Annotated in this window: 11 protein-coding genes, 1 tRNA gene and 2 pseudogenes; 8 read left to right on the forward strand and 6 right to left on the reverse strand. The window is 63.5% G+C overall.

Annotated elements, in window-relative coordinates:
* Positions 1-31: 31 nt before the first annotated feature.
* Positions 32-1255 carry an iron ABC transporter permease gene (locus tag QNJ43_RS03840; RefSeq protein ID WP_346432848.1) on the reverse strand — a complete coding sequence of 408 codons (1224 nt, stop codon included), beginning with the start codon at positions 1253-1255 and terminating at the stop codon, positions 32-34.
* 41 nt (positions 1256-1296) lie between these two features.
* Between QNJ43_RS03840 and QNJ43_RS03845 the strand changes: the two genes are divergently transcribed.
* A complete protein-coding gene (locus QNJ43_RS03845) occupies positions 1297-1491 on the forward strand; it encodes a hypothetical protein (RefSeq protein ID WP_300467980.1) in 195 nt (64 codons plus the stop codon).
* A gap of 59 nt (positions 1492-1550) precedes the next feature.
* Here QNJ43_RS03845 and QNJ43_RS03850 read toward each other — a convergent pair.
* Positions 1551-2610, reverse strand: a pseudogene (locus QNJ43_RS03850) (extracellular solute-binding protein).
* Positions 2611-3149: 539 nt separating this feature from the next.
* A complete protein-coding gene (xseA, locus tag QNJ43_RS03855) occupies positions 3150-4571 on the reverse strand; it encodes an exodeoxyribonuclease VII large subunit (protein ID WP_300467509.1) in 1422 nt (473 codons plus the stop codon).
* A 405-nt stretch (positions 4572-4976) separates the two neighbouring features.
* Here xseA and QNJ43_RS03860 point away from each other — a divergent pair, with 405 nt between their 5' ends.
* Positions 4977-5654: a universal stress protein gene (locus QNJ43_RS03860; protein WP_300467510.1), complete on the forward strand. Its 678-nt coding sequence runs from the start codon at positions 4977-4979 to the stop codon at positions 5652-5654.
* A 468-nt stretch (positions 5655-6122) separates the two neighbouring features.
* Here QNJ43_RS03860 and QNJ43_RS03865 read toward each other — a convergent pair whose 3' ends face one another.
* Positions 6123-6311: a hypothetical protein gene (locus QNJ43_RS03865; protein ID WP_300467512.1), complete on the reverse strand. Its 189-nt coding sequence runs from the start codon at positions 6309-6311 to the stop codon at positions 6123-6125.
* Here QNJ43_RS03865 and QNJ43_RS03870 point away from each other — a divergent pair.
* The 3 genes from QNJ43_RS03870 to QNJ43_RS03880 all read left to right on the forward strand — a co-directional run bounded on the left by QNJ43_RS03870 (position 6310) and on the right by QNJ43_RS03880 (position 8606).
* On the forward strand, positions 6310-7320 hold the full coding sequence (locus tag QNJ43_RS03870; protein WP_300467514.1) for a hypothetical protein: 1011 nt from the start codon (positions 6310-6312) through the stop codon (positions 7318-7320). The two genes, QNJ43_RS03865 and QNJ43_RS03870, sit on opposite strands and share 2 nt — an antisense overlap.
* Positions 7321-7419: 99 nt before the next feature.
* The gene (locus tag QNJ43_RS03875) at positions 7420-8247 is read left to right on the forward strand and encodes an acetate--CoA ligase family protein (RefSeq protein WP_300467516.1); all 828 of its coding nucleotides are present in this window, start codon (positions 7420-7422) and stop codon (positions 8245-8247) included.
* Positions 8248-8270: 23 nt separating this feature from the next.
* A complete protein-coding gene (locus QNJ43_RS03880; RefSeq protein WP_300467517.1) occupies positions 8271-8606 on the forward strand; it encodes a GNAT family N-acetyltransferase in 336 nt (111 codons plus the stop codon).
* Between the two features lie 282 nt (positions 8607-8888).
* Here the strand turns inward: QNJ43_RS03880 and QNJ43_RS03885 are convergent, their stop codons facing one another.
* Positions 8889-13547, reverse strand: a complete 4659-nt coding sequence (locus QNJ43_RS03885; RefSeq protein ID WP_300467519.1) for an ATP-binding protein — start codon at positions 13545-13547, stop codon at positions 8889-8891.
* A 630-nt stretch (positions 13548-14177) separates the two neighbouring features.
* On the opposite strand from QNJ43_RS03885, the gene QNJ43_RS03890 reads away from it, so the two are divergent.
* The 3 genes from QNJ43_RS03890 to QNJ43_RS03900 all read left to right on the forward strand — a co-directional run bounded on the left by QNJ43_RS03890 (position 14178) and on the right by QNJ43_RS03900 (position 15833).
* Complete coding sequence (locus tag QNJ43_RS03890) at positions 14178-14564, forward strand: phasin (RefSeq protein WP_300467521.1); 387 nt, start codon at positions 14178-14180, stop codon at positions 14562-14564.
* A gap of 597 nt (positions 14565-15161) precedes the next feature.
* Entirely contained in the window at positions 15162-15569 is a 408-nt protein-coding gene (locus QNJ43_RS03895; protein ID WP_300467523.1) for a phasin, read from the forward strand.
* 187 nt (positions 15570-15756) lie between these two features.
* Positions 15757-15833 (forward strand) — tRNA-His (locus QNJ43_RS03900).
* Between the two features lie 178 nt (positions 15834-16011).
* Here QNJ43_RS03900 and QNJ43_RS03905 read toward each other — a convergent pair.
* A pseudogene (locus tag QNJ43_RS03905) lies at positions 16012-17696 on the reverse strand (thiamine pyrophosphate-binding protein).
* Between the last annotated feature and the right edge of the window lie 218 nt (positions 17697-17914).

Raw genomic sequence — 17914 nt, forward strand, 5'->3', positions numbered from 1 at the left:
TGGATCGGCAGGTCCACCTGAACGAGCGTCTTCAGCGCGGTGCGTCCGAGCGTGCGCGAAGCCATGTCCAGATGCGGCGAAACCTTGGCAAAGCCAGCTTCGATCGTGCCGTAGAAGGCGGCGAGAAAACGGGTGGAATAGGCATAGACGAGGCCAGCGCCGGACCCGGTGAGCAGGAGCCCCGTGGCGAAACTGAATGTTTCGCGGGTGAACTCGTCGATGAGATTGTCGAAGGCGGCAAGCGGAACCAGGATACCCACCGCGAGGATCGTGCCCGGTACCGCATAGCCGATCGCCGCCACCCGCGCCGCGCCTTTTGCAGCAGGCGGGAGGCGCGCATGCGCTGGGCATAGGTGAGAAGCACGCCGAGCCCCACCGTGATGACCGCCGCGATTGCCGCCAGAACCAGCGAATTGGTCGCCGCAGACTGGAAGGCGGGGGCGGTCAGATCTTCCAGCCGACGGCTGGCGAAGTCGGCCAGAAGAAGCGCAGGCGTGACGAAGCCGAGCAATACGGGGAGGGCGTAGGCCGCAATGGCGACCGCGCTCCAGCCGCGCGACAGCTTGTATCCGGGCAGGGCGTGGTAGCGTCCCGCTGTCGGGTGAAAACGCTGGTGGCGTCGCCCGTGCTGCTCCACCCACAAAAGCGCGAAGACGACCACGAGCATGGCGCAGGCGATCTGCACAGCACCCGCCAGCGAGCCGCGGTTGAGCCAGGTGTCATAGACGGAGAAGATCAGCGTCTTGACGCCGAAGAATTCCACCGCGCCGATATCGTTGAGGCATTCCATCAGCGCCAGCGAAACCCCGACGGCGATTGCCGGTCGTGCCATCGGTAGCGCGACGCGGAAGAACAATCGCAATGGCCCGGCCCCAAGCGTGCGCGAAACGTCGAGCACGCAGGCCGACTGCATCAGGAAAGTCGCCCGCGCGGTGAGGTAGACGTACGGATAGAGAACCAGTTCCATGACGAAGACGGCGCCCGGTAGCGAGCGGATTTCCGGGAACCAGTAGTCGCGCGAGGTGTGGAAGCCGAACAGCGCCCGGATCGCGTCCTGCACCGGGCCGGTGTAGTTCAGAATGTCCACGTAGGCGTAGGCGACGATGTAGGTCGGCACCGCCAGCGGCACCAGCAGCGCCCAATCGAAGAAGGCACGGCCGGGAAACCGGCACATGGTCACGATCCACGCTGTGCCCACGCCGATGATCGTGGTCATCACGCCGACGCCCAGCATCGGCCAGGCGGTCGTCGCCACCGCGCGGCAGAACGGTGATGATCAGATGGTGCCAGACTTCGGTGGATGGTTCGAAGGTGATCAGTACCAGCGAGGCGATGGGGGCCAGCACGAAGGCGGCTGTGATCGCCAGCGCCGCGAGCCAGCCGCGACCCGAGGCCCTGCCGGTGACGGGCGAAGCTGCGACTGCGCTGCTGCTCATGTCGCGATTGCTGAATGCCCGTGCGCCGACGCCTTGCATCCCTCTCTCCCGTTGAAGGGGAAAGGAACCGGCGGCGGTCTCTCGGGTCAGCCTGCATCGTCACCAGGCCTTCCCTCAGCTCGAAGGCCCGTCGTCAAACGTCACTTCGTTGACGAGTTCGCTCGCCTCGTCGCGATGCTTGGCGATCTCGATCAGCGGCAGGTTGTCGGGATGGAGCTTGCCCCAGGAACTGACCAGCTCGGCGGAGGGCTCCACCCGCCGGGTTGAGTGGATATTCGAAATTGATCTCCGCATAGAGCCCCTGCGCCTCCTCGGAGGTGAGGAATTTCATCAGCTTGATGGCGTTTTCGCGGTTCGTCGCGTGCTCGGCCAGCACCATGCCGGAAATGTTGACGTGGGACCCGCGTCCCTCGGCATCGGGAAACAGGATCTTCACCGAGCGCGCCCAGGTTTCCTGTTCCGGCTCTTTGTCGTTGGTGAGCATCTTGCCCATGTAATTAGGTGTTGCCGAGCGCGATATCGCATTCCCCGGCATAGATCGCCTGCGCACGGTCGTTGCCGGTGGGCTTGCGCGCGAGGTTTTCCTTCACCGCCGCCAGCCATTCCTTGGCCTTGTTCCGGCCCTCATGGGCGATGATCGAGGCGATCAGTCCGATCGTGTAATCGTGCTGGCCGGAGCGCGTGCAAAGACGGCCCTTCCATTTCGGATCGGCCAGTTCGGCATAGGTGATGGTGTCCTGCTTCACCCGCTCCCTGGAGGCATAGACGACGCGGGCGCGCCCCGTCAGACCGAACACCAGCGATTGTCGGGATCGCGGAAATTCGCCGGGATGTTGTCCGTGATCGTCGCATCCTCGAGCGGGGCGGCGAAGCCCAGCGTCTCGGAATTTTCCAGCCGTCCGATACCGACCGTCAGCATCACGTCGACGGGCGAGTTCACCCCTTCCGCCTTGATGCGCTCGCCAAGTCCCTTGGAGGCGTAGACGATATTGGTCTTGATCCCGGTCTCCTCCGTGAACCGCTTCAGCAGCGGCTGGATCAGATAGGGCTGGCGATAGGAATAGATGTTGACCGCGCCCTGCGCTGCAGCCGGGGCGGCGATGCCGATCTGTGCGGCTGAGCTGAGAGCGCAGACAACGGCGGCAGCGATCAGGCGCGCACCGCCGCAAGACATATGACGATTGGGCATGGCTCTCCTCCACGCGGCAGGGACAAGGTCCCGCCGTTGTCGATTGTGCCCGCCCGTCTCCGTCGTGCCGAGGATGGCTGAAAGAGGGGTTGGCGATGTGTTCGCGCCGATCCGTTTTGCCGACGTAGCGTCTCCCTTCAGGGACGAACGCACGAACGGGCTCGGAGAAGGCTCCTCACCAAGCGGAATGGCAGTGTAGAGAAAGCCGGAATGTAGTCAAGAAATACACTATTTATAACAATATTTTAGAATAATTCTGAACTTTTAGGTTCAAGTTTTAGCAAGGGCGGGCTGTGGTGATGGTGCGGGCAGGAGGGAGGCTGAAGGAGGAAGTGGGAAGGCTGACGGCGGACGGGATAGGTCTCGCCGCTTCTCAGTGTCTGGTGGTCGCCATGTCCGTGCTTGGTTCGATCTCCATCCCCTTGTTCCATTGTCATCCCCGCCTTCGCGGTGTCTTCCTTTGCCGCCAAAGTAGGGTGCCCGGCAAAGCCCGGTTGTCCTCGGATCCAGAGACAGCTAATGCCTCAGAACAGGTCACCCTGCTCCGGCCGTTCTTTCCGCGTCGTCTTGGCCTTCGGCTTGCGACGCGGGGCGGATCCGGCGCTTCCCGCAGCGACTGCCTCTACCGTGCCGTCGGCGAATTCCACCCTGAGCGCTATGCCGGAGGAGACGCCGGAGGCGCGGGCGATCGGCGCATCCGCTTCATCACGCACCACCGCATAGCCGCGGTTGAGAACGCTCTTGTAGGACAGCGCATCAAGGAGCTGCGCTCCGCCGTCGAGCCGCGCACGCTGGCGCTGGGTGATGACTTTCAGCGCACGATCGGCGCGCTCCGCCAGACCTGAAAGCCGTTCCCGTCCCATATGCACGCTCTGGCGCAGCATGCCGAGATGAAACCGTCCGCTTGCTGCTTGCAGGTGTCCGCGATGGGTGGCTGTATTCGCCTTCAGCGCCTGCCCGAGTGCACCCGCCGCCATGTCGTAGCGCTGGCGCGGCAGGGCGATCAGATCGCGCGGTAGAGCCGCTGCCGCTGCCCTGAGTTCCGTGCGCCGTCCTTGGATGAGCCGCAGGAGACCCGTGCCGTTGCGCCGGGCCAGATCGTCGATGATGCCAACGAGTTCCGCCTTCACCGGCACGGCGATTTCCGCCGCCCCCGTCGGCGTGGGCGCCCGCATGTCGGCGGCGTGGTCGATCAGCGTCCAGTCGGTCTCGTGCCCGACCGCCGAGATTAGCGGAATGTCGCTGTCGGCTGCCGCACGCACAACGACCTCGTCGTTGAAGCTCCACAGATCTTCCAGCGACCCGCCGCCGCGCGCCACAATGATCACGTCCGGGCGCGGGATCTTGCCGCCGGGCTCAATCGCGTTGAAACCGCGAATGCCCTCGGCGACTTCCTCACCGCAGGCCTCGCCCTGCACCCGCACCGGCCAGACCAGCACGTGCAGCGGGAAGCGATCAGACAGGCGATGGAGAATGTCTCGGATGACGGCGCCGGTCGGTGAGGTGACCACGCCGATGACCTGCGGCAGGTAGGGGAGCTGCTTCTTGCGGGCGGCGTCGAACAGCCCTTCCGCCATGAGCTTCTTGCGCCGTTCTTCCAGCAGCGCCATCAGCGCGCCGACGCCCGCAGGCTCGAGACTGTCGATGACGATCTGGTATTTCGACGAGCCGGGGAAGGTGGTGATACGCCCGGTGGCGATGACCTCCAGCCCTTCCTCGGGCTTGAATTTCAGTTTGCCGAAAGCATTGCGCCAGATGACCGCTTCCAGCCGGGTCTTCTCGTCCTTCAAGGAAAAATAGCAATGGCCGGAGGAATGTGGTCCGCGGTATCCGGACACCTCGCCGCGCACGCGCACGTAGCCAAACGTGTCTTCCATCGTCCGCTTGATGGCGCCGGAAATCTCCGAAACGGTAAATTCCGCGGCATTGGTTTGGGCCTGGGCCACGGTGTCGGTCTCCTTTTGTGGCGGCTCTGTGCCTTTTCCGTCTCTTGTCAGGTGGTTGCAGGAGCTGGCGACAAGGTCAAGTGATTCGCGTCGGTTGTGAAACCTTGATGGATTCTCAACGTCAGGATATAACGTTTTTACACATTGGTATATTAATAAATGTCAATTATACGTATCTTACCGAAGAGCACTATCTTAAGGGCGGCCAGGCGGTACCCCATCGCATCGCCCACACGCATGAGGAGGTTTGAAGGCTATGGCATTGAAAGACATCACGGCGCTGGTAGATCTGCGCGGACCGAAGAATGCGATGAACGTCGCGATCGATCTGGCGTCCAAGACGGAGGCCCACGTCACCGGACTTTCTCTGGCGTATAATCCGGTCATGCCCGGTTACCCGCGCCGATGCCGGCGGATTACCTCGAACAGGCCCGTCAGCAGTCCGAGGAGGATGCTCAGGCGGCTCTGAAGGACTTCAAGGAAACGGCTGCGTGCAACGGCGTCAACTTTGAAAGCCGCATGGTGCAGATGGCCGGCGGCGGCGCTGCCGACCCGTTCATCGCCCAGTGTCGCTTGTCCGACCTGATCGTCATGGGCCAGTACGATCCCCAGCGCAGAGACGCGATCGGCGAAGTGCTGATCGAGGCGGCACTGTTCGATTCTGGTGTGCCCGTCATGATCGTTCCTTATGCTGGCAAGTCGAAGTTTTCCGCCGAGCATGTCATGATCGCCTGGGACGGCAGCGCGACCGCCGTGCATGCCATCCGTTTGTCCCTGTCGCTGCTGCAGCTCGCGGACAAGATTTCGGTCGTGATGGTCGACCGCTGCCAGAAGCAGGACGGCGAGCCGGGGGCGGAAGTCGCTACCTACCTGTCGCGTCACGGTTTCAAGGTGAATGTGGAGATGATCGCCTCCCCGGACACTTCCGTCTCCGACGCGTTGCGCAACTTCGTTTCCGACAACGGCGTTGACATGGTGGTGATGGGCGGCTACGGCCACTCGCGCATGCGTGAGTTCGTCCTTGGCGGGGCGACCTACGGCATGCTGAAGTCTATGACCGTTCCGATGGTTATGGCTCATTGACCGCGTTTGCTCTTGGGGGCCCGTGGGGCGAAAACGGCTCGCGTTCCGGCATACGGTATTAACTGGAACCGCGGGCCGTTTTTCTTCAATCGGGCAGTTGCCCGCCCTCATCTCGAACGTTATCCCGATCGCAATGTGGACGGGTTTACGTTGCGGCTGATCCGAAACCCGGATCTCACCGGGTAGCGGCGGGGAACCGGGAGGGGGCGGGCCGGGCACTCACCGCGAAGGCGACGGTCCACAACCCGTTCACCCATCCGGTGTTTTGCAGTTGCGAGAGACCCTGAGGGTGCACATCACGGGGCGCCGGGTGAAAGCAGGGCTTTCATCCGGCATTCGTGTATCTGCGCAAGTTACCGAAAGCGCAGTCCGGTTCGCGCATACCGCTCGCAGAAGCGGATGGGAGATCCGGTCTTGACCCCAACCTCCAATACGCTGTGCCTTAGCGCTGTCATGACAATCATCAACCTAGACGGACTTCTCAAGCCTAAATCGATCGCTCTGATCGGCCCCAACTATCTGGGTGAGGCGGAATTGAGTTCGCTTCTGGAGCGCATCGCCGATAGCGGCTATGTCGCGCCCGTCACCCTTGTCGGGTTCGAGGATCCGCACGGCGCTTTCTCCGAGGCCGACAGTCTCGACGACATGGACGCGCATGCCGGATCTGGCGGTCCTCGCCTGCGGGCCGGAGCGGGCGGCGAAAACCATCGCCAAGCTCGGCGCAGGCGGAACGCGCGCCGCGGTGATGATCGCCTCCGGCTTCGAGGCCTGGCCGGCGGAAGTGCTTCAGGACATTCTGGAAGCCGCGCGTCCCTACAATCTGCGCCTGATCGGGCCGGGCTCTCTCGGCATCGCCTCTCCCAGTCACCGCCTGCAAGTCCACCTATCGGTGGAATCCGTGCCCGGCGGCGATCTCGCCATGGTTTCGCGCTCCGGCATCATCATGAATGCGACGCTGTCCTGGGCGACGGCGCACGGGGTCGGCTTTTCCCACGTGGTCTCGCTTGGTGATCGCGCCGACGTTGATATCGCCGATCTACTCGATTGGTTCACCGGCGACGTGGAAACCCGCGCCATCATGGTGCAGCTCGAATGGGTCAAGAACGCGCGCAAGTTCCTGTCCGCCACCCGTGTGGCCGCGCGCGCCAAGCCCGTCGTTCTCATCCGTACCGGCGCCAGTACCGATGCGCCCGTCACGGCGCATACCGATGCCGGTCGGCTGGCGACCACCGACGCCGTCTACGATGCGGTGTTGAGGCGTGCGGGCGTGCTGCGCGTGGGCGGACTGGACGACATGTTCGATGCGGCGGAGACGGTGACCCGCGTTCACCCCAATCTCGGCCGCAGGCTCGCCATCATCGCCAACGGCCGCAGTCTTGCGACCCTGGCCACCGACCGCGTGGCCGATCTGGGCGGCGAGATCGCGCGTATTTCGGCGGTGACGGAGGAAGCCATCCAGCCGTTGCTGCGCTCCGGCGTGTCTCCGGAAAACCCTCTGATCATCTCCTCCAACGCGCCGCCAGAAACCTATACCCAGCTCATCAAGGCGCTGCTGGCCGACCGCAACGTGGACGGCATCGTCGTCGTTTCCACGCCGACCGCCTTCGCCAATCCGTCCGCCACCGCAGCCGACATCATTGCTGCGGCGGGGCGACAGGCCGGGTAGCCGCGCGCCAAGAAGGTCGTTATCGCTGCGCTGGCCACCGCCGATCTTGCACCCACCCGGCATCTGGAGGCGGCGGGCATCCCCTGCTATCGCACCTCGGTGGAGGCCGTGCGCGCCTTCATGTATGTTGCGCGCTACAGCGAAGCGAAAAAGCTTCTGATGGCGAACCCGCCGAGCTTTCCCGCCGACTTCACGCCCCACACGGAAGTCGCGCGCGCCATCGTGGCGAATGTGCTGGCGGAGCCGCGCACATGGCTTGAAACGTCCGAATGCCGGGACGTTCTGGCGACCTACGACATTGCGACGGGTCCCGTGCCCTCCACCATTCCGCGCAAGGCAGGCAGCAAGGTGCCGGGCGCGTTGTTCGCAGGGCTTGCGGATAATCCGATCTTCGGTCCCGTCGTGGTCTTCGGTCTCGGCGGTTCGGCCGTCGATTTCGCCGACGATTACGGCCTCGACCTCGCGCCTCTCGATCTCAACCTCGCCGAAGCGCTGATCGAGCGCACGCGCATCTCGCGGCTCTTCCGCGATGCGGACGAGAACGAGCAGTCGCGCCGCATCCGTCATGCCATCGCGCTGGTGCTGGTCAAGCTCGCCCAGCTTGCCGTCGAAATTCCCGAAATCCGTGAGATCGACCTCAACCCCTTCTACGTGGACGAGGGCGGCAACGTGACGGTGACGGACATGCGCATCGCCGCTGCCCCGCCCAACATCGTGCCCGGACGTCTCGCCACCTCGCGTCTGGCCATTCGTCCCTATCCGAAGGAATGGGAGCGCTCACTGGAACTGAAGGACGGTCGCCGCTTCTTCGTTCATCCCGTCCGCCCGGATGACGAGGACAGCCTGAAGGCGTTCTTCGAGACGGTGAGCGCGGAAGATCTGCGGTTGCGGTTCTTCGCGCCAGTGCGCGATTTCTCGAGCGCCTGACCCAGCTCGATTATTCCCGCGCCATGGCGTTTTCCGCTTTCGATGCCTCCACCGGCGAGATGATGGGCGCGGTGCGTCTCTACGCCGATCTAGACCACCGTCATGGCGAATACGCCATCATGGTGTGCTCGGAGCTGAAGGGCCGGGGGTTCGGCTGGATGCTGATGAACCTGATCATCGAATATGCGGCGCGCGACGGCATCGAGACCATTACCGGCGAGGTTCTGAAAGAGAACTCCACCATGCTCGACATGTGCCGTTCGCTGAGCTTCAAGATCCGGCCGTCATCCGATGACGACGCGGTTTCCATCGTCACCCTGTCGGTGGCCGATGCGCATACGGATACCGCGGTTCTCTGAAAGGCGGGAAACGGAGGTGCTGTCGCGCCGCTGATTTCTGGATTCCGGATCAGCGCTCGGCTGACGCCTCTCTTGTCCGGAATGAAGGAGTGTGGGGAGAGTTGTAACCACACGCCGATATTGAAGCCGGATGCTGCTCGCACATGGTTCCAGTGTGCTTACAACTCACCCCTTGCGCATCATTCCGGGCGATCTGCGGCGAAGCCGCATGGCCAGACCCGGAATCCAGCGTGACAAGTCGCAGCAACGCAGCGCCGTATCACTTCTCTTCGGTCCAGAAACCTACTCTACCAGCACCCGCTGCGAGGGGAAGGTGATCTCCACCAGTGTGCCCTGGTTGGGTTCGCTGTCGATGGAGAATCCGGCGCGGTTGGCTTCCACCAGCGCCTTGGTAAGCGGCAGGCCTAGCCCCGTGCCGCCGCCGAGTCGTGCGGTATGGAGCTGGCGGAAGGGTTCCAGCGCCGCCTCGATGTCCTTCCTCGACATGCCCATGCCCGTGTCGCGCACGCGCATCACCATCTCGCCCTTCGGCTCAAGCGCGGTGGAGACGATCACCTGTCCGCCCGCCTGATTGAACTTGATGGCGTTGGAGAGAAGGTTCAGCACGATCTGGCGCACTGAACGCGGATCCGCCACCACCTTGGGCACGGATTCCGGCAGGCTGGTGCGGATGATGACTCGGTCGCGATTGGCCTGGGGCTGCATCAGCGCCACGCAGTCGCGCAGAACCTTGTTGATCGGCACCGCCTCGAAAGCCAGCTCGAACTTGCCCGCCTCAACCTTGGAGAGATCGAGCAGATCGTTGATCAGGCTTAAGAGATGCGTGCCGGAGGCGTGGATGTCCTTCAGATAATCCTTGTAGCGCTTGTTGCCGATGGCGCCGAAGCGCTCGTCCATCATCACTTCCGAAAAGCCGATGATGGCGTTGAGCGGCGTTCGGATCTCGTGATTGATCTTGGCCAGGAAATCGGATTTCTGCGACGACGCGTTCTCCGCCTGGCGTTTGGCGGTGGTGAGTTCTTCCTCCACCTTCTTCCATTGGGTGATGTCGCGCAGCACCGCGCAGAACTTGGCGTTGTCCTTGTCGGCAGGCTGACCGATGCGCCCGATTGTCATGAACAGCGGAATGAGCCCGCCGTCGGACAACTGGCCGATCACTTCCCGCCCATCATTGAGCACGCTCACCACCCCGTTGTGGGCCAGCCCGTCGAGATAGTCGAGCGCGGAGCGATGGCTTTCGGGTGCCAGATAATCGGTGATGGTCGCACCCTGCATCATCTGGCGCGATGCATTGAAAAGCGCCTCGCCGGACCGGTTGACGGAAATAATGCGTCCGTCGGCATCAAGCACGATCACGCCGTCGGTGGCCGTCTCCAGAACGGATTCCAGTTCCGAAATCCGTTCGCGGGACTGTGCCAGCTCCGCACTCGCCTCTTCCGCACTCGCGTCGCGCTTTTCGCGCAGCGAGATCATCAGCCCGCTGCCGCCCTTCCACGGCACGGTGTGCATGAAGGCGTCGATCGGATGGGGCGTGCCGTCGCTCAGCCGCACACACAGCGTGCGCTCGATGGTGGCACTGCCCGCGGGCTTCGGCGGCCATTCTTCCGGCGGGGCGAACACCGCTTCCAGACCGCCGGCTTCCGCCAGTTCACCCAGATCGGCGTAGCCTAGCATCTTCAAAAGCGACTTATTGGTGTATTCCACGTCGCGGTCGCGCACGATGGGCAGCCGGTCGAGCAGGCGCGGATGGATCGGTGCCGCCTGTTCGCTCGGAACCTCTTCCTCCGGCGCCTTGGCGCGTGGCGTGGGCCGCGGAGCGATCGGCATGGGGATCGGCGGAACGTCCTTGCCTTCCGGCTTCTCGTCTCCCGCCTTGTTGGTTTCCTCGATCCGGGCGCCCAGAGCCTCCGCGATCTTGCGGAAAGCTTCCCGTTCGGGACGCGAAAGCTGGGAATCGGGCGGGATCACCTGCCGTTCGGCAAGCCGCACGACCGTTTCGGTGAAACTCTCGTCTCCCTCCACCTCGGGTGCGGCCTCTGCTTCAGGCGCGGGCTCCGGTTCCGCTTCAGCTTCCGGTTTGGGCTCAGACGCAGTCTCGGCTTCGATCTCCTCGTCCGTCGCCGTCCGGGCATCGACGGGTTCTTCGGCCGTGTCGGTCAGATCCCCCATCGGCAAAAGCGGCTCGGGCTCTTCCTCGACGAGGTCCTCCGCCGGGCCTTCCAGGGCCTCGGAAACCGGCTCCACGGATGTTTCATCCGTCTCCTCGGGAAGCCCCCCCGTCTCTTCGACAGCCTCCACCTCGGCTTCAGCTGCCTCGATCTGCTCCGGTTCGACGTCCGGCGCCTCGATCTCCAGAGCTTCGCCGTCCGATGCTTCGCTTGTCTCGGCAGCGGTTGAGCTTTCGTCTTCGCTCTCGGATTCGTTCAGGCGCCGGATTGCTGCCAGTCCGGCTGCGGCGGCCGCAGCAAGACCGGCCGTGGACGTCGCGGATATGTCGCTGTCGCTCCCGTCCGGCTGCGCTTCCTGCGCGGGCTCTGCGCCGAGGACTTCGCTTTCGTCCGTCTCGACGATCACGACAGGCGAGGGGGCGGGCTCCTCGTCATCCGTCTCAACAAATTCCTGACGCTCGAGGGCGGCGACGTCGCCCTGCGCGCTCTCATCCTCGGCCGCTGTCACCGCATCCTGCGAATTGGCGGCCTCGGGAAGGTCCCATTGCGGCGCGGTCTTGGTGCGCTCGTGATAGAGCCCATAGGTTGGAGACGGCTGGGAGCGGCCGGGGAGATCTGCGACGCGATGCTCTTCGTCGCTCTGCGTGGCGACGGGCTCAGTAGGTTCGGGCAGCGTCGTTTCTTCGACGATCTCCTCACCCTCGTCTTCCGCCCCACTTTCAGCGGTGACCGGCCCTTCCGGTTCCGGCTGAAGATCTTCGTCCGTTTCCTCGGCGTGCTCTTCATCCGCGACCATTACGGCCTCTTCGATCTCGTCGGCGGGTTCTTCAACCGGTTCTTTGGCCTCAGGCGTTGCGGCTTCCGCTTCTTCAGATGCTAGCAGGCTCACACCCGCCATCCCGGCAGCGGTCGCAGCCGCTACCGCGACCGCGGTGTCGGTAGAAGACGCTTCCGGTTCTGTCGCCGCCTCGTCGTGATCTGCAACCTCCGGGGTCGCGTCCTGCGGTGGGGTCAGATCCTCGCTTGCGGGCTCTTCGGGCGCATCCTCTTCGACGGGCGCGCTCGTGCGCATGCTTTCCATGGTGACCGCGTCGGCCGGACGGCAGACGCCGAAGCCGCGATAGCCCTTGAACTGGCGAAACCTGTCGAAGGCGGGGAGTGCTGCCAGATCCACCGGCACGGCCAGCGGATTGTCGCTCACAGGCCATTCCACGGTGACGCCGCTCCACGTGTCGCGCCGCACCAGAGCAGCTGCCACCCGGCCTTCTGGATCGAGATTGAGCTGTTCGGCCACATCCGCCCAGTTCCGCCCGACAGTATCGGCTGCTTCCGGGCCGATCACCTGCGCAAGCTCGGGCGAAACGCCGGTAAAGACCTGCTCGACATTCATCTGCCAGACGAACCGCACCGGCCGCCCGTCATTGTCGAACTCAAAGGCGGGAATGGCGGGCGTTTCCGCATCCGCCGTTTCATCGGGCACGGGCATCGTCTCCTGTGCCTCATCGGCCGCAAGCGCGCTCTCCGTCTCTTCGGTGATCTCTTCCGCAACCGCGTCGTCGACCTCTGCGGTCGCCTCAACGGGGGTCTCGTCCTCGGCGCGCGCCTCTTCCTCGTCCGCCGTCGCCGCCACGGCGCTTGCGGCAAGGGCAGCGACCGCGGGGGCAGCCGGAGCGAAAACATCGGCTTCCCGCTCGTCGGGCGCAATCTCGGCCTCTTCCTCGTGAGGCTCGGAGATAACCGGTGCAACCTCTTTGGCCGCCTCCTCGATCTCGTCCGTTTCCGGTTCGTCCTCGGGTTCTGGGCTCACGAGCGGTTCGACCGGCAACGGAGTATCCGCATCGACGGCGTCCGTTTCCGCGTCGGCTTCCGTCTGAACCGTGTCGCTCTCGTCGGTGTCCTCATCCGGGCTTTCGGTGCGCAGCTCCGGCTCGCTCGCCGGTTCTTCCGTCACCGGCGGGAGCTGATCGTCCTCATCGACGAGCTTCTGTTTGGCCGCACGGGCCTTCGCGAGCAGGTCGAACGCCTTGGGGGCCGGGGTAGCTGGGACCTCTGCCGACGGTGCGGGCGCGGTGTTCGCGTTCTCCGCACCTTCGGGGGCGGAGGTCTGCGCCTCGTCTTCGCCCGCCTCAAGACCCTTGAGGAAACGGCTCCAGGGAAAGAAGGAGCGCGGGAAACTCGACGTCGCGACCGTGTGGTCCGTCTCTTTGGCAGTCTGGTCCGTCGCCGTCGTTCGATCCGTCGTCGTTCGGTCCGTCGTCGTCCGATCCATCGGGGGCACCTGTTCCATGGGGGACTGCTCGTCGGGGGCTTCTTCTGCCTGCCTGTGGGCCACGATCAGCCGGGACGTGGGAGCGTCGGGGGCAAAAACCGCCACCTGGGCGGTATGACGGGCGGTGCCGATCCGCACATGGGTCGCATCGTCTTTCTCGCACGGCGTGTCGGCCGTCGTCGGCCAATCGCGGCCAGCAGCCTTCAGCGATCCGTTCTTCGCGATCAGCACCGCACACACCTCGTCATCGGACAACAGGGTGCAGAAATCCTGCAGGGGATCGGCAATGTCGAGCTTGGTGTCACCGGCAACGACGAGGGCTGCCCGGTCTCCGTTGCCGAGTTCCAGCGCGCCTGCCTGGGCGGTCAACTGGAGGGCGCGCACACCGACGAAAAAGCGCAGCCGTTCCACAGTCTGCCGGCCCGGCTCGCCGCTGGCCAGCCGTTCCAGATGGCGCCGCGCGGACGCGGTGTCGGCGAGCGAGCGCGCCATCAGCGTGCGCATGGACCTTTCGCGGAAAAAACGCACGCCTGCGGCATTGGCCCACAGGATGCGACGGCCGTCAGCCGACCATACCCAAGCGGGTCGGGTCTCGCTAAACAATCCGGTCACCGCCGGTAATGCGCTGATTTCGAAAAAGGTTCGGCCGTACGCGCTCATTGCTGCAGCAACTCCGCCTCTGCACTTCGCTGGATGCAACTTCCGTCTCCGGGATCACCTGCCGCTGGCCTTCGGCAAAGATCCAACGCACCCTTTCCCCCGCCGAAAGGACAGGTCTGCTCGACGGTCCGGTCATTGCCGGATTAACACCTTGTTAATAACCGGAATACCAATCAGCGTCCATGCGCAGATGTCCGATCTCAAGACCTCGTTGGCGGCGTGGTTAATCCGTATTTGTCGTTATGGCGTCACGCTTCGCCGGTATCGCTTGTCGAGGTCCGCGTTGCGTTCACGCCGTTGTTGACGAAGCATAACCGCATCGGATCGAGCCGATCCGCTCGCACGCATCCGGTAAATCTTTGATTCGTCACAGACGAACGCCGGCCATATACCGGCATTGTGTTAACGAAGATTGCCCGGGCGACGTCGTTTCGTCGTCGCAATCCGTATCTAGAGCGGCAGAAGGAGCCTTCCATGACGACCCCGAAATTCGATTTCGAGATCCCCGAGCACATGCGCGACTTCGCCGAGAAGAGCGTCGATCAGGCGCGCAAGGCGTTTGATACCTTCATGGATGCGACGCAGAAGGCTGTCACCACCGTGGAAGAGCAGACCAACGCCGCCCAGTCGGGCTCGCTCGACATGAACAAGAAGGTGCTCGACTATGCGGAGGAACATGTCGACGCCGCCTTCCAGCTTGCCCAGAAAATCGTGTGTGCCAACGACGTGCAGGAGATTTTCAAGCTTCAGAACGACTATCTGAAGGCGCAGATGGAAGCACTCGGCGAGCAGGCGCGCGATCTGAGAGAAAGCGCCGCCCGCACCGCCGGAGATGTCGGCCGCAAGGCAACGGACAAGTGATCTGACAAGAGATCCGGCAGGCCGGTAAAGTGACGGGGTCGCAGATCGGCGGCCTCTTCTGCCTCCGGGTTTGCCGGTGGATGGGGTAGCATCGAATTTTCCCGCCCCGCGTTTCACCGCAAACCCGTACCCTTAGGCGGGGAAGGGCAAAAAACCCAGGATTTCCCAGGCTTGTGAAATAAATATGGTGCACTGCAAAAAATATTGCAATGCAATAAAAATACATTATCTTCCCTTGTGTAAAGATCACGAGCCGAACGCTCAGGCGGCAGCCACTCAGATGAGCCGAATGCCCGAGAGCCGATGCGTTTGCGGCCGGATGGCGGAGGGTCGGAAAGGGGCGTCTCATTTGGACGTCAATGCTGCCGACAAGACCGGTAAAAACCGCCGAAACAAGCTGCAAGACGCCCCCGCGAGACAGAGCGGGTCGGCCTGAAAATTATAGCCCCGAGTGGCGGAAATCCGACAATCGCTACGGGGACAGCAAGTCCTAGGAGAAGTGATTATGACCGCAGCCAAGACCGAGACCACCACGACCAAGTCCCGCGCCGGTTCCGCCAAGCAGGCGCCGCTGCGCCGAGCTTCGAGGCTTTCTCCATGCCGAAGACGGAAATGCCCGCTGCCGTTCGCGAGATGACCGAGAAGGGCCTCAACCAGTCGCGCGAGGCTTACGAGAAATTCAAATCCGCCGCCGAGGAGGCAACCGACATGATCGAAGACAGCTTTGAGACGACTCGCCAGGGTGTTCTGGAACTCAATACTTGCGCCCTCCACGCCGCCAAGGCGAACACCGACGCCACCTACGACTTCATGAAGTCCCTGGTCGGCGCCAAGTCGCTTTCCGAGGCGATCGAGCTTCAGACGTCTTTCGCCCGCACCCAGTTCGACGCCATGTCGAAGCAGGCTAAGGAAATGCAGGAGATCTCCAGCAAGTACGCCACGGACCTCTCCAGCCCGATGAAGGACGTCTTCGACAAGGCGGTCAAGGGATTCAAGGCCGCCTGAGCAATCTGCCGTCGGGCGTGAGCGCCCAGTGACATGATTTCAAGCGTCACGATTCCGCTGCGCCCGTGGATCTTCCGGATCCGCGGGCGTTTTGCGTCTTGAGCAAGCCTGTGCATAACAGGCCGAAAATCGCCACTGCGGGCTCTTGAAATCGAAATCGAAACTCCATACGGTCCGCTCACTTCGCGCCGCCTTAGCTCAGTTGGTTAGAGCGCTAGATTGTGGATCTAGAGGTCCCCCGTTCGAACCGGGGAGGCGGTACCATTCTCTCCCGACATTTTTCTCGCGCTGCGGACGCCCCGATGGGACGGCCGGTTTTTGCGTGCGCGTTGATGTGTGGGGGAGGGGCTGTTGGAGCGGCGCGTCTTGAAGGATGGGCTCCGGCAAGAACCTCACGAAGCGAGGCCCGCCCCGAAAAGGCACGGACCTCAAAGCGCGTCCCTTAAGCCCTTTTCAGCGCCGCCTTGTGAATGGCCGACAGTGTCGTGGTCGGCGTGATCACTTCCGGGTCGAGGCGCAGGTGCAGCAGCGACAGCTCACCGGAGGCCCGCACGCGTTCGAAGGCGGGGCCGAATTCCGCCGTCTCGGTCACCGTCTCGCCGTGTCCGCCATAGGCGCGCACGAGAGCTGCAAAATCCGGGTTGGTCATCGTCGTTGCTGAGATACGGCCGGGATATTCGCGCTCCTGATGCATACGGATTGTGCCGTAGATCCCGTTATCCACACAGATCACGATGACGGCCGCGCCTGCCTGCTGGGCGGTGCCCAGTTCGTTGATCGTCATCTGCAGGCAGCCGTCGCCGGCAAAGCACACGACGTCGCGGTCCGGATAGCGCAGCTTGGCGGAAATCGCCGCCGGCAGGCCGTAGCCCATTGAGCCGGAGGTCGGCGCAAGCTGGGTGCCCAACTTGCGGAAGCGGTAGAAGCGATGCACCCAGGTGGCGTAGTTGCCCGCCCCGTTGGTGAGAATGGCCTCGGGCGACAGATTGTGGCGCAGCCAGGTCATCACCTCGCCCATCTGCAACGGGCCGGGCGTGGCCGGGGGCTGATCCGACCAGGCGTGATAGGCGTCGTTGGCGATCTTCGTTTCCTCAGGCCAGGGCACGCAAACCGGCGGCTCCACCCCTTCCAGCGCGGCGGTGAAGGCTTCCGGCGAGGCGTGGATGGCAAGGCTCGGCTGATAGACCCGGCCGAGTTCCTCCGCCCCCGCGTGAACATGAATGAGCGTCTGCGACGGGCTCGGAATGTCGAACAGCGTGTAGGACTGGCTCGGGATCTCCGAGAGCCGGCCGCCGATGAGCAGCACGAGATTGGATGCCTTGATGCGTTTAACCAGCTTGGGGTTCACGCCGAGCCCCAGGTCGCCCGCATAGTTGGGATGCTCGTGATCGAACAACATCTGGCGCCGGAAGGGGCACACGACTGGCAGCTCGAACCGTTCCGCGAACCGCCTCAGCCGCTCCGTCGCGGCCTCCGACCAGCCGCTTCCGCCCGCGATGATCACGATCGGCCGTTCGGCATGCCACAGGCGCTTTTGCAGGTCCGCCATCTGGCTGAGGCCGGGATGGGTCTCGACCTGCGTGGCGGGCACGGCGGCGGCCGAGGCCATTTCCGTCAGCATGTCCTCCGGCAGGGCCAACACGACGGGGCCCGGTCGGCCCGAGCAGGCCCGGAAAAGGCGCGCACCACCATCTCCGGCACGCGTTCCGCCTCCTCGATCTCCGCCACCCATTTGGCGATGGAGCCGTACATCTTGGTGTAGTCGACTTCCTGGAAGGCGTCGCGTCCGCGCACGGAGCGGTCGATTTGGCCGACGAACAGGATCATCGGAGTGGAATCCTGCTGGGCGATGTGCAGTCCCGATGCCGCGTTCGTCGCGCCCGGCCCGTGGGTGACCATGCAGATGCCCGGCCGATCCGACATCTTGCCCCAAGCCTCCGCCATCATCGCCGCGCCGCCTTCCTGACGGCAGACGGTAACCGGAATGAATGCATCGACGAGTGCGTCGAGGACCGCTAGGTAGCTTTCTCCCGGAACGCAGAACACGCGCTCCGCCCGGTTCGCCTCCAGAACCGCCACGAGGAGCTGGCCGACGGTCTTTTTGTTTTCAACCGATGCGTCGGTCATGAATCACCCTCTGTATGTGTTTGAACCGGATCATAGAAATCCGACGCGGCTCCGCCAGAGAAAATCTGCAGCGCACTGCATGGAAATCAGGCGACGGAAACAGCCGGGCGAAATCAGTGCGTTTTTCGGGGCAGCGGAGGTGGTGGTCTGTTTCTCGTGACTGGGGACGGCGTGTGTCGTCTCGAAGGATGGGCAACACGATGACAACTCGGTGCCAA

The organism is Breoghania sp. (assembly GCF_030066895.1).
Classification (GTDB): Bacteria; Pseudomonadota; Alphaproteobacteria; order Rhizobiales; family Stappiaceae; genus Breoghania.

Bases quoted from the DNA above. Each gene is read 5' to 3' on its own strand.
- QNJ43_RS03885 (WP_300467519.1), bottom strand. From the start codon at position 13,547: ATGCGCACGCTGATGGCGCGCTCGCTCGCCGACACCGCGTCCGCGCGG.
- QNJ43_RS03865 (WP_300467512.1), bottom strand. From the start codon at position 6,311: ATGCGCGTCCATGTCGTCGAGACTGTCGGCCTCGGAGAAAGCGCCGTG.
- QNJ43_RS03870 (WP_300467514.1), top strand. From the start codon at position 6,310: ATGCCGGATCTGGCGGTCCTCGCCTGCGGGCCGGAGCGGGCGGCGAAA.
- QNJ43_RS03880 (WP_300467517.1), top strand. From the start codon at position 8,271: ATGGCGTTTTCCGCTTTCGATGCCTCCACCGGCGAGATGATGGGCGCG.
- QNJ43_RS03890 (WP_300467521.1), top strand. From the start codon at position 14,178: ATGACGACCCCGAAATTCGATTTCGAGATCCCCGAGCACATGCGCGAC.
- QNJ43_RS03860 (WP_300467510.1), top strand. From the start codon at position 4,977: ATGCCGGCGGATTACCTCGAACAGGCCCGTCAGCAGTCCGAGGAGGAT.
- QNJ43_RS03895 (WP_300467523.1), top strand. From the start codon at position 15,162: ATGCCGAAGACGGAAATGCCCGCTGCCGTTCGCGAGATGACCGAGAAG.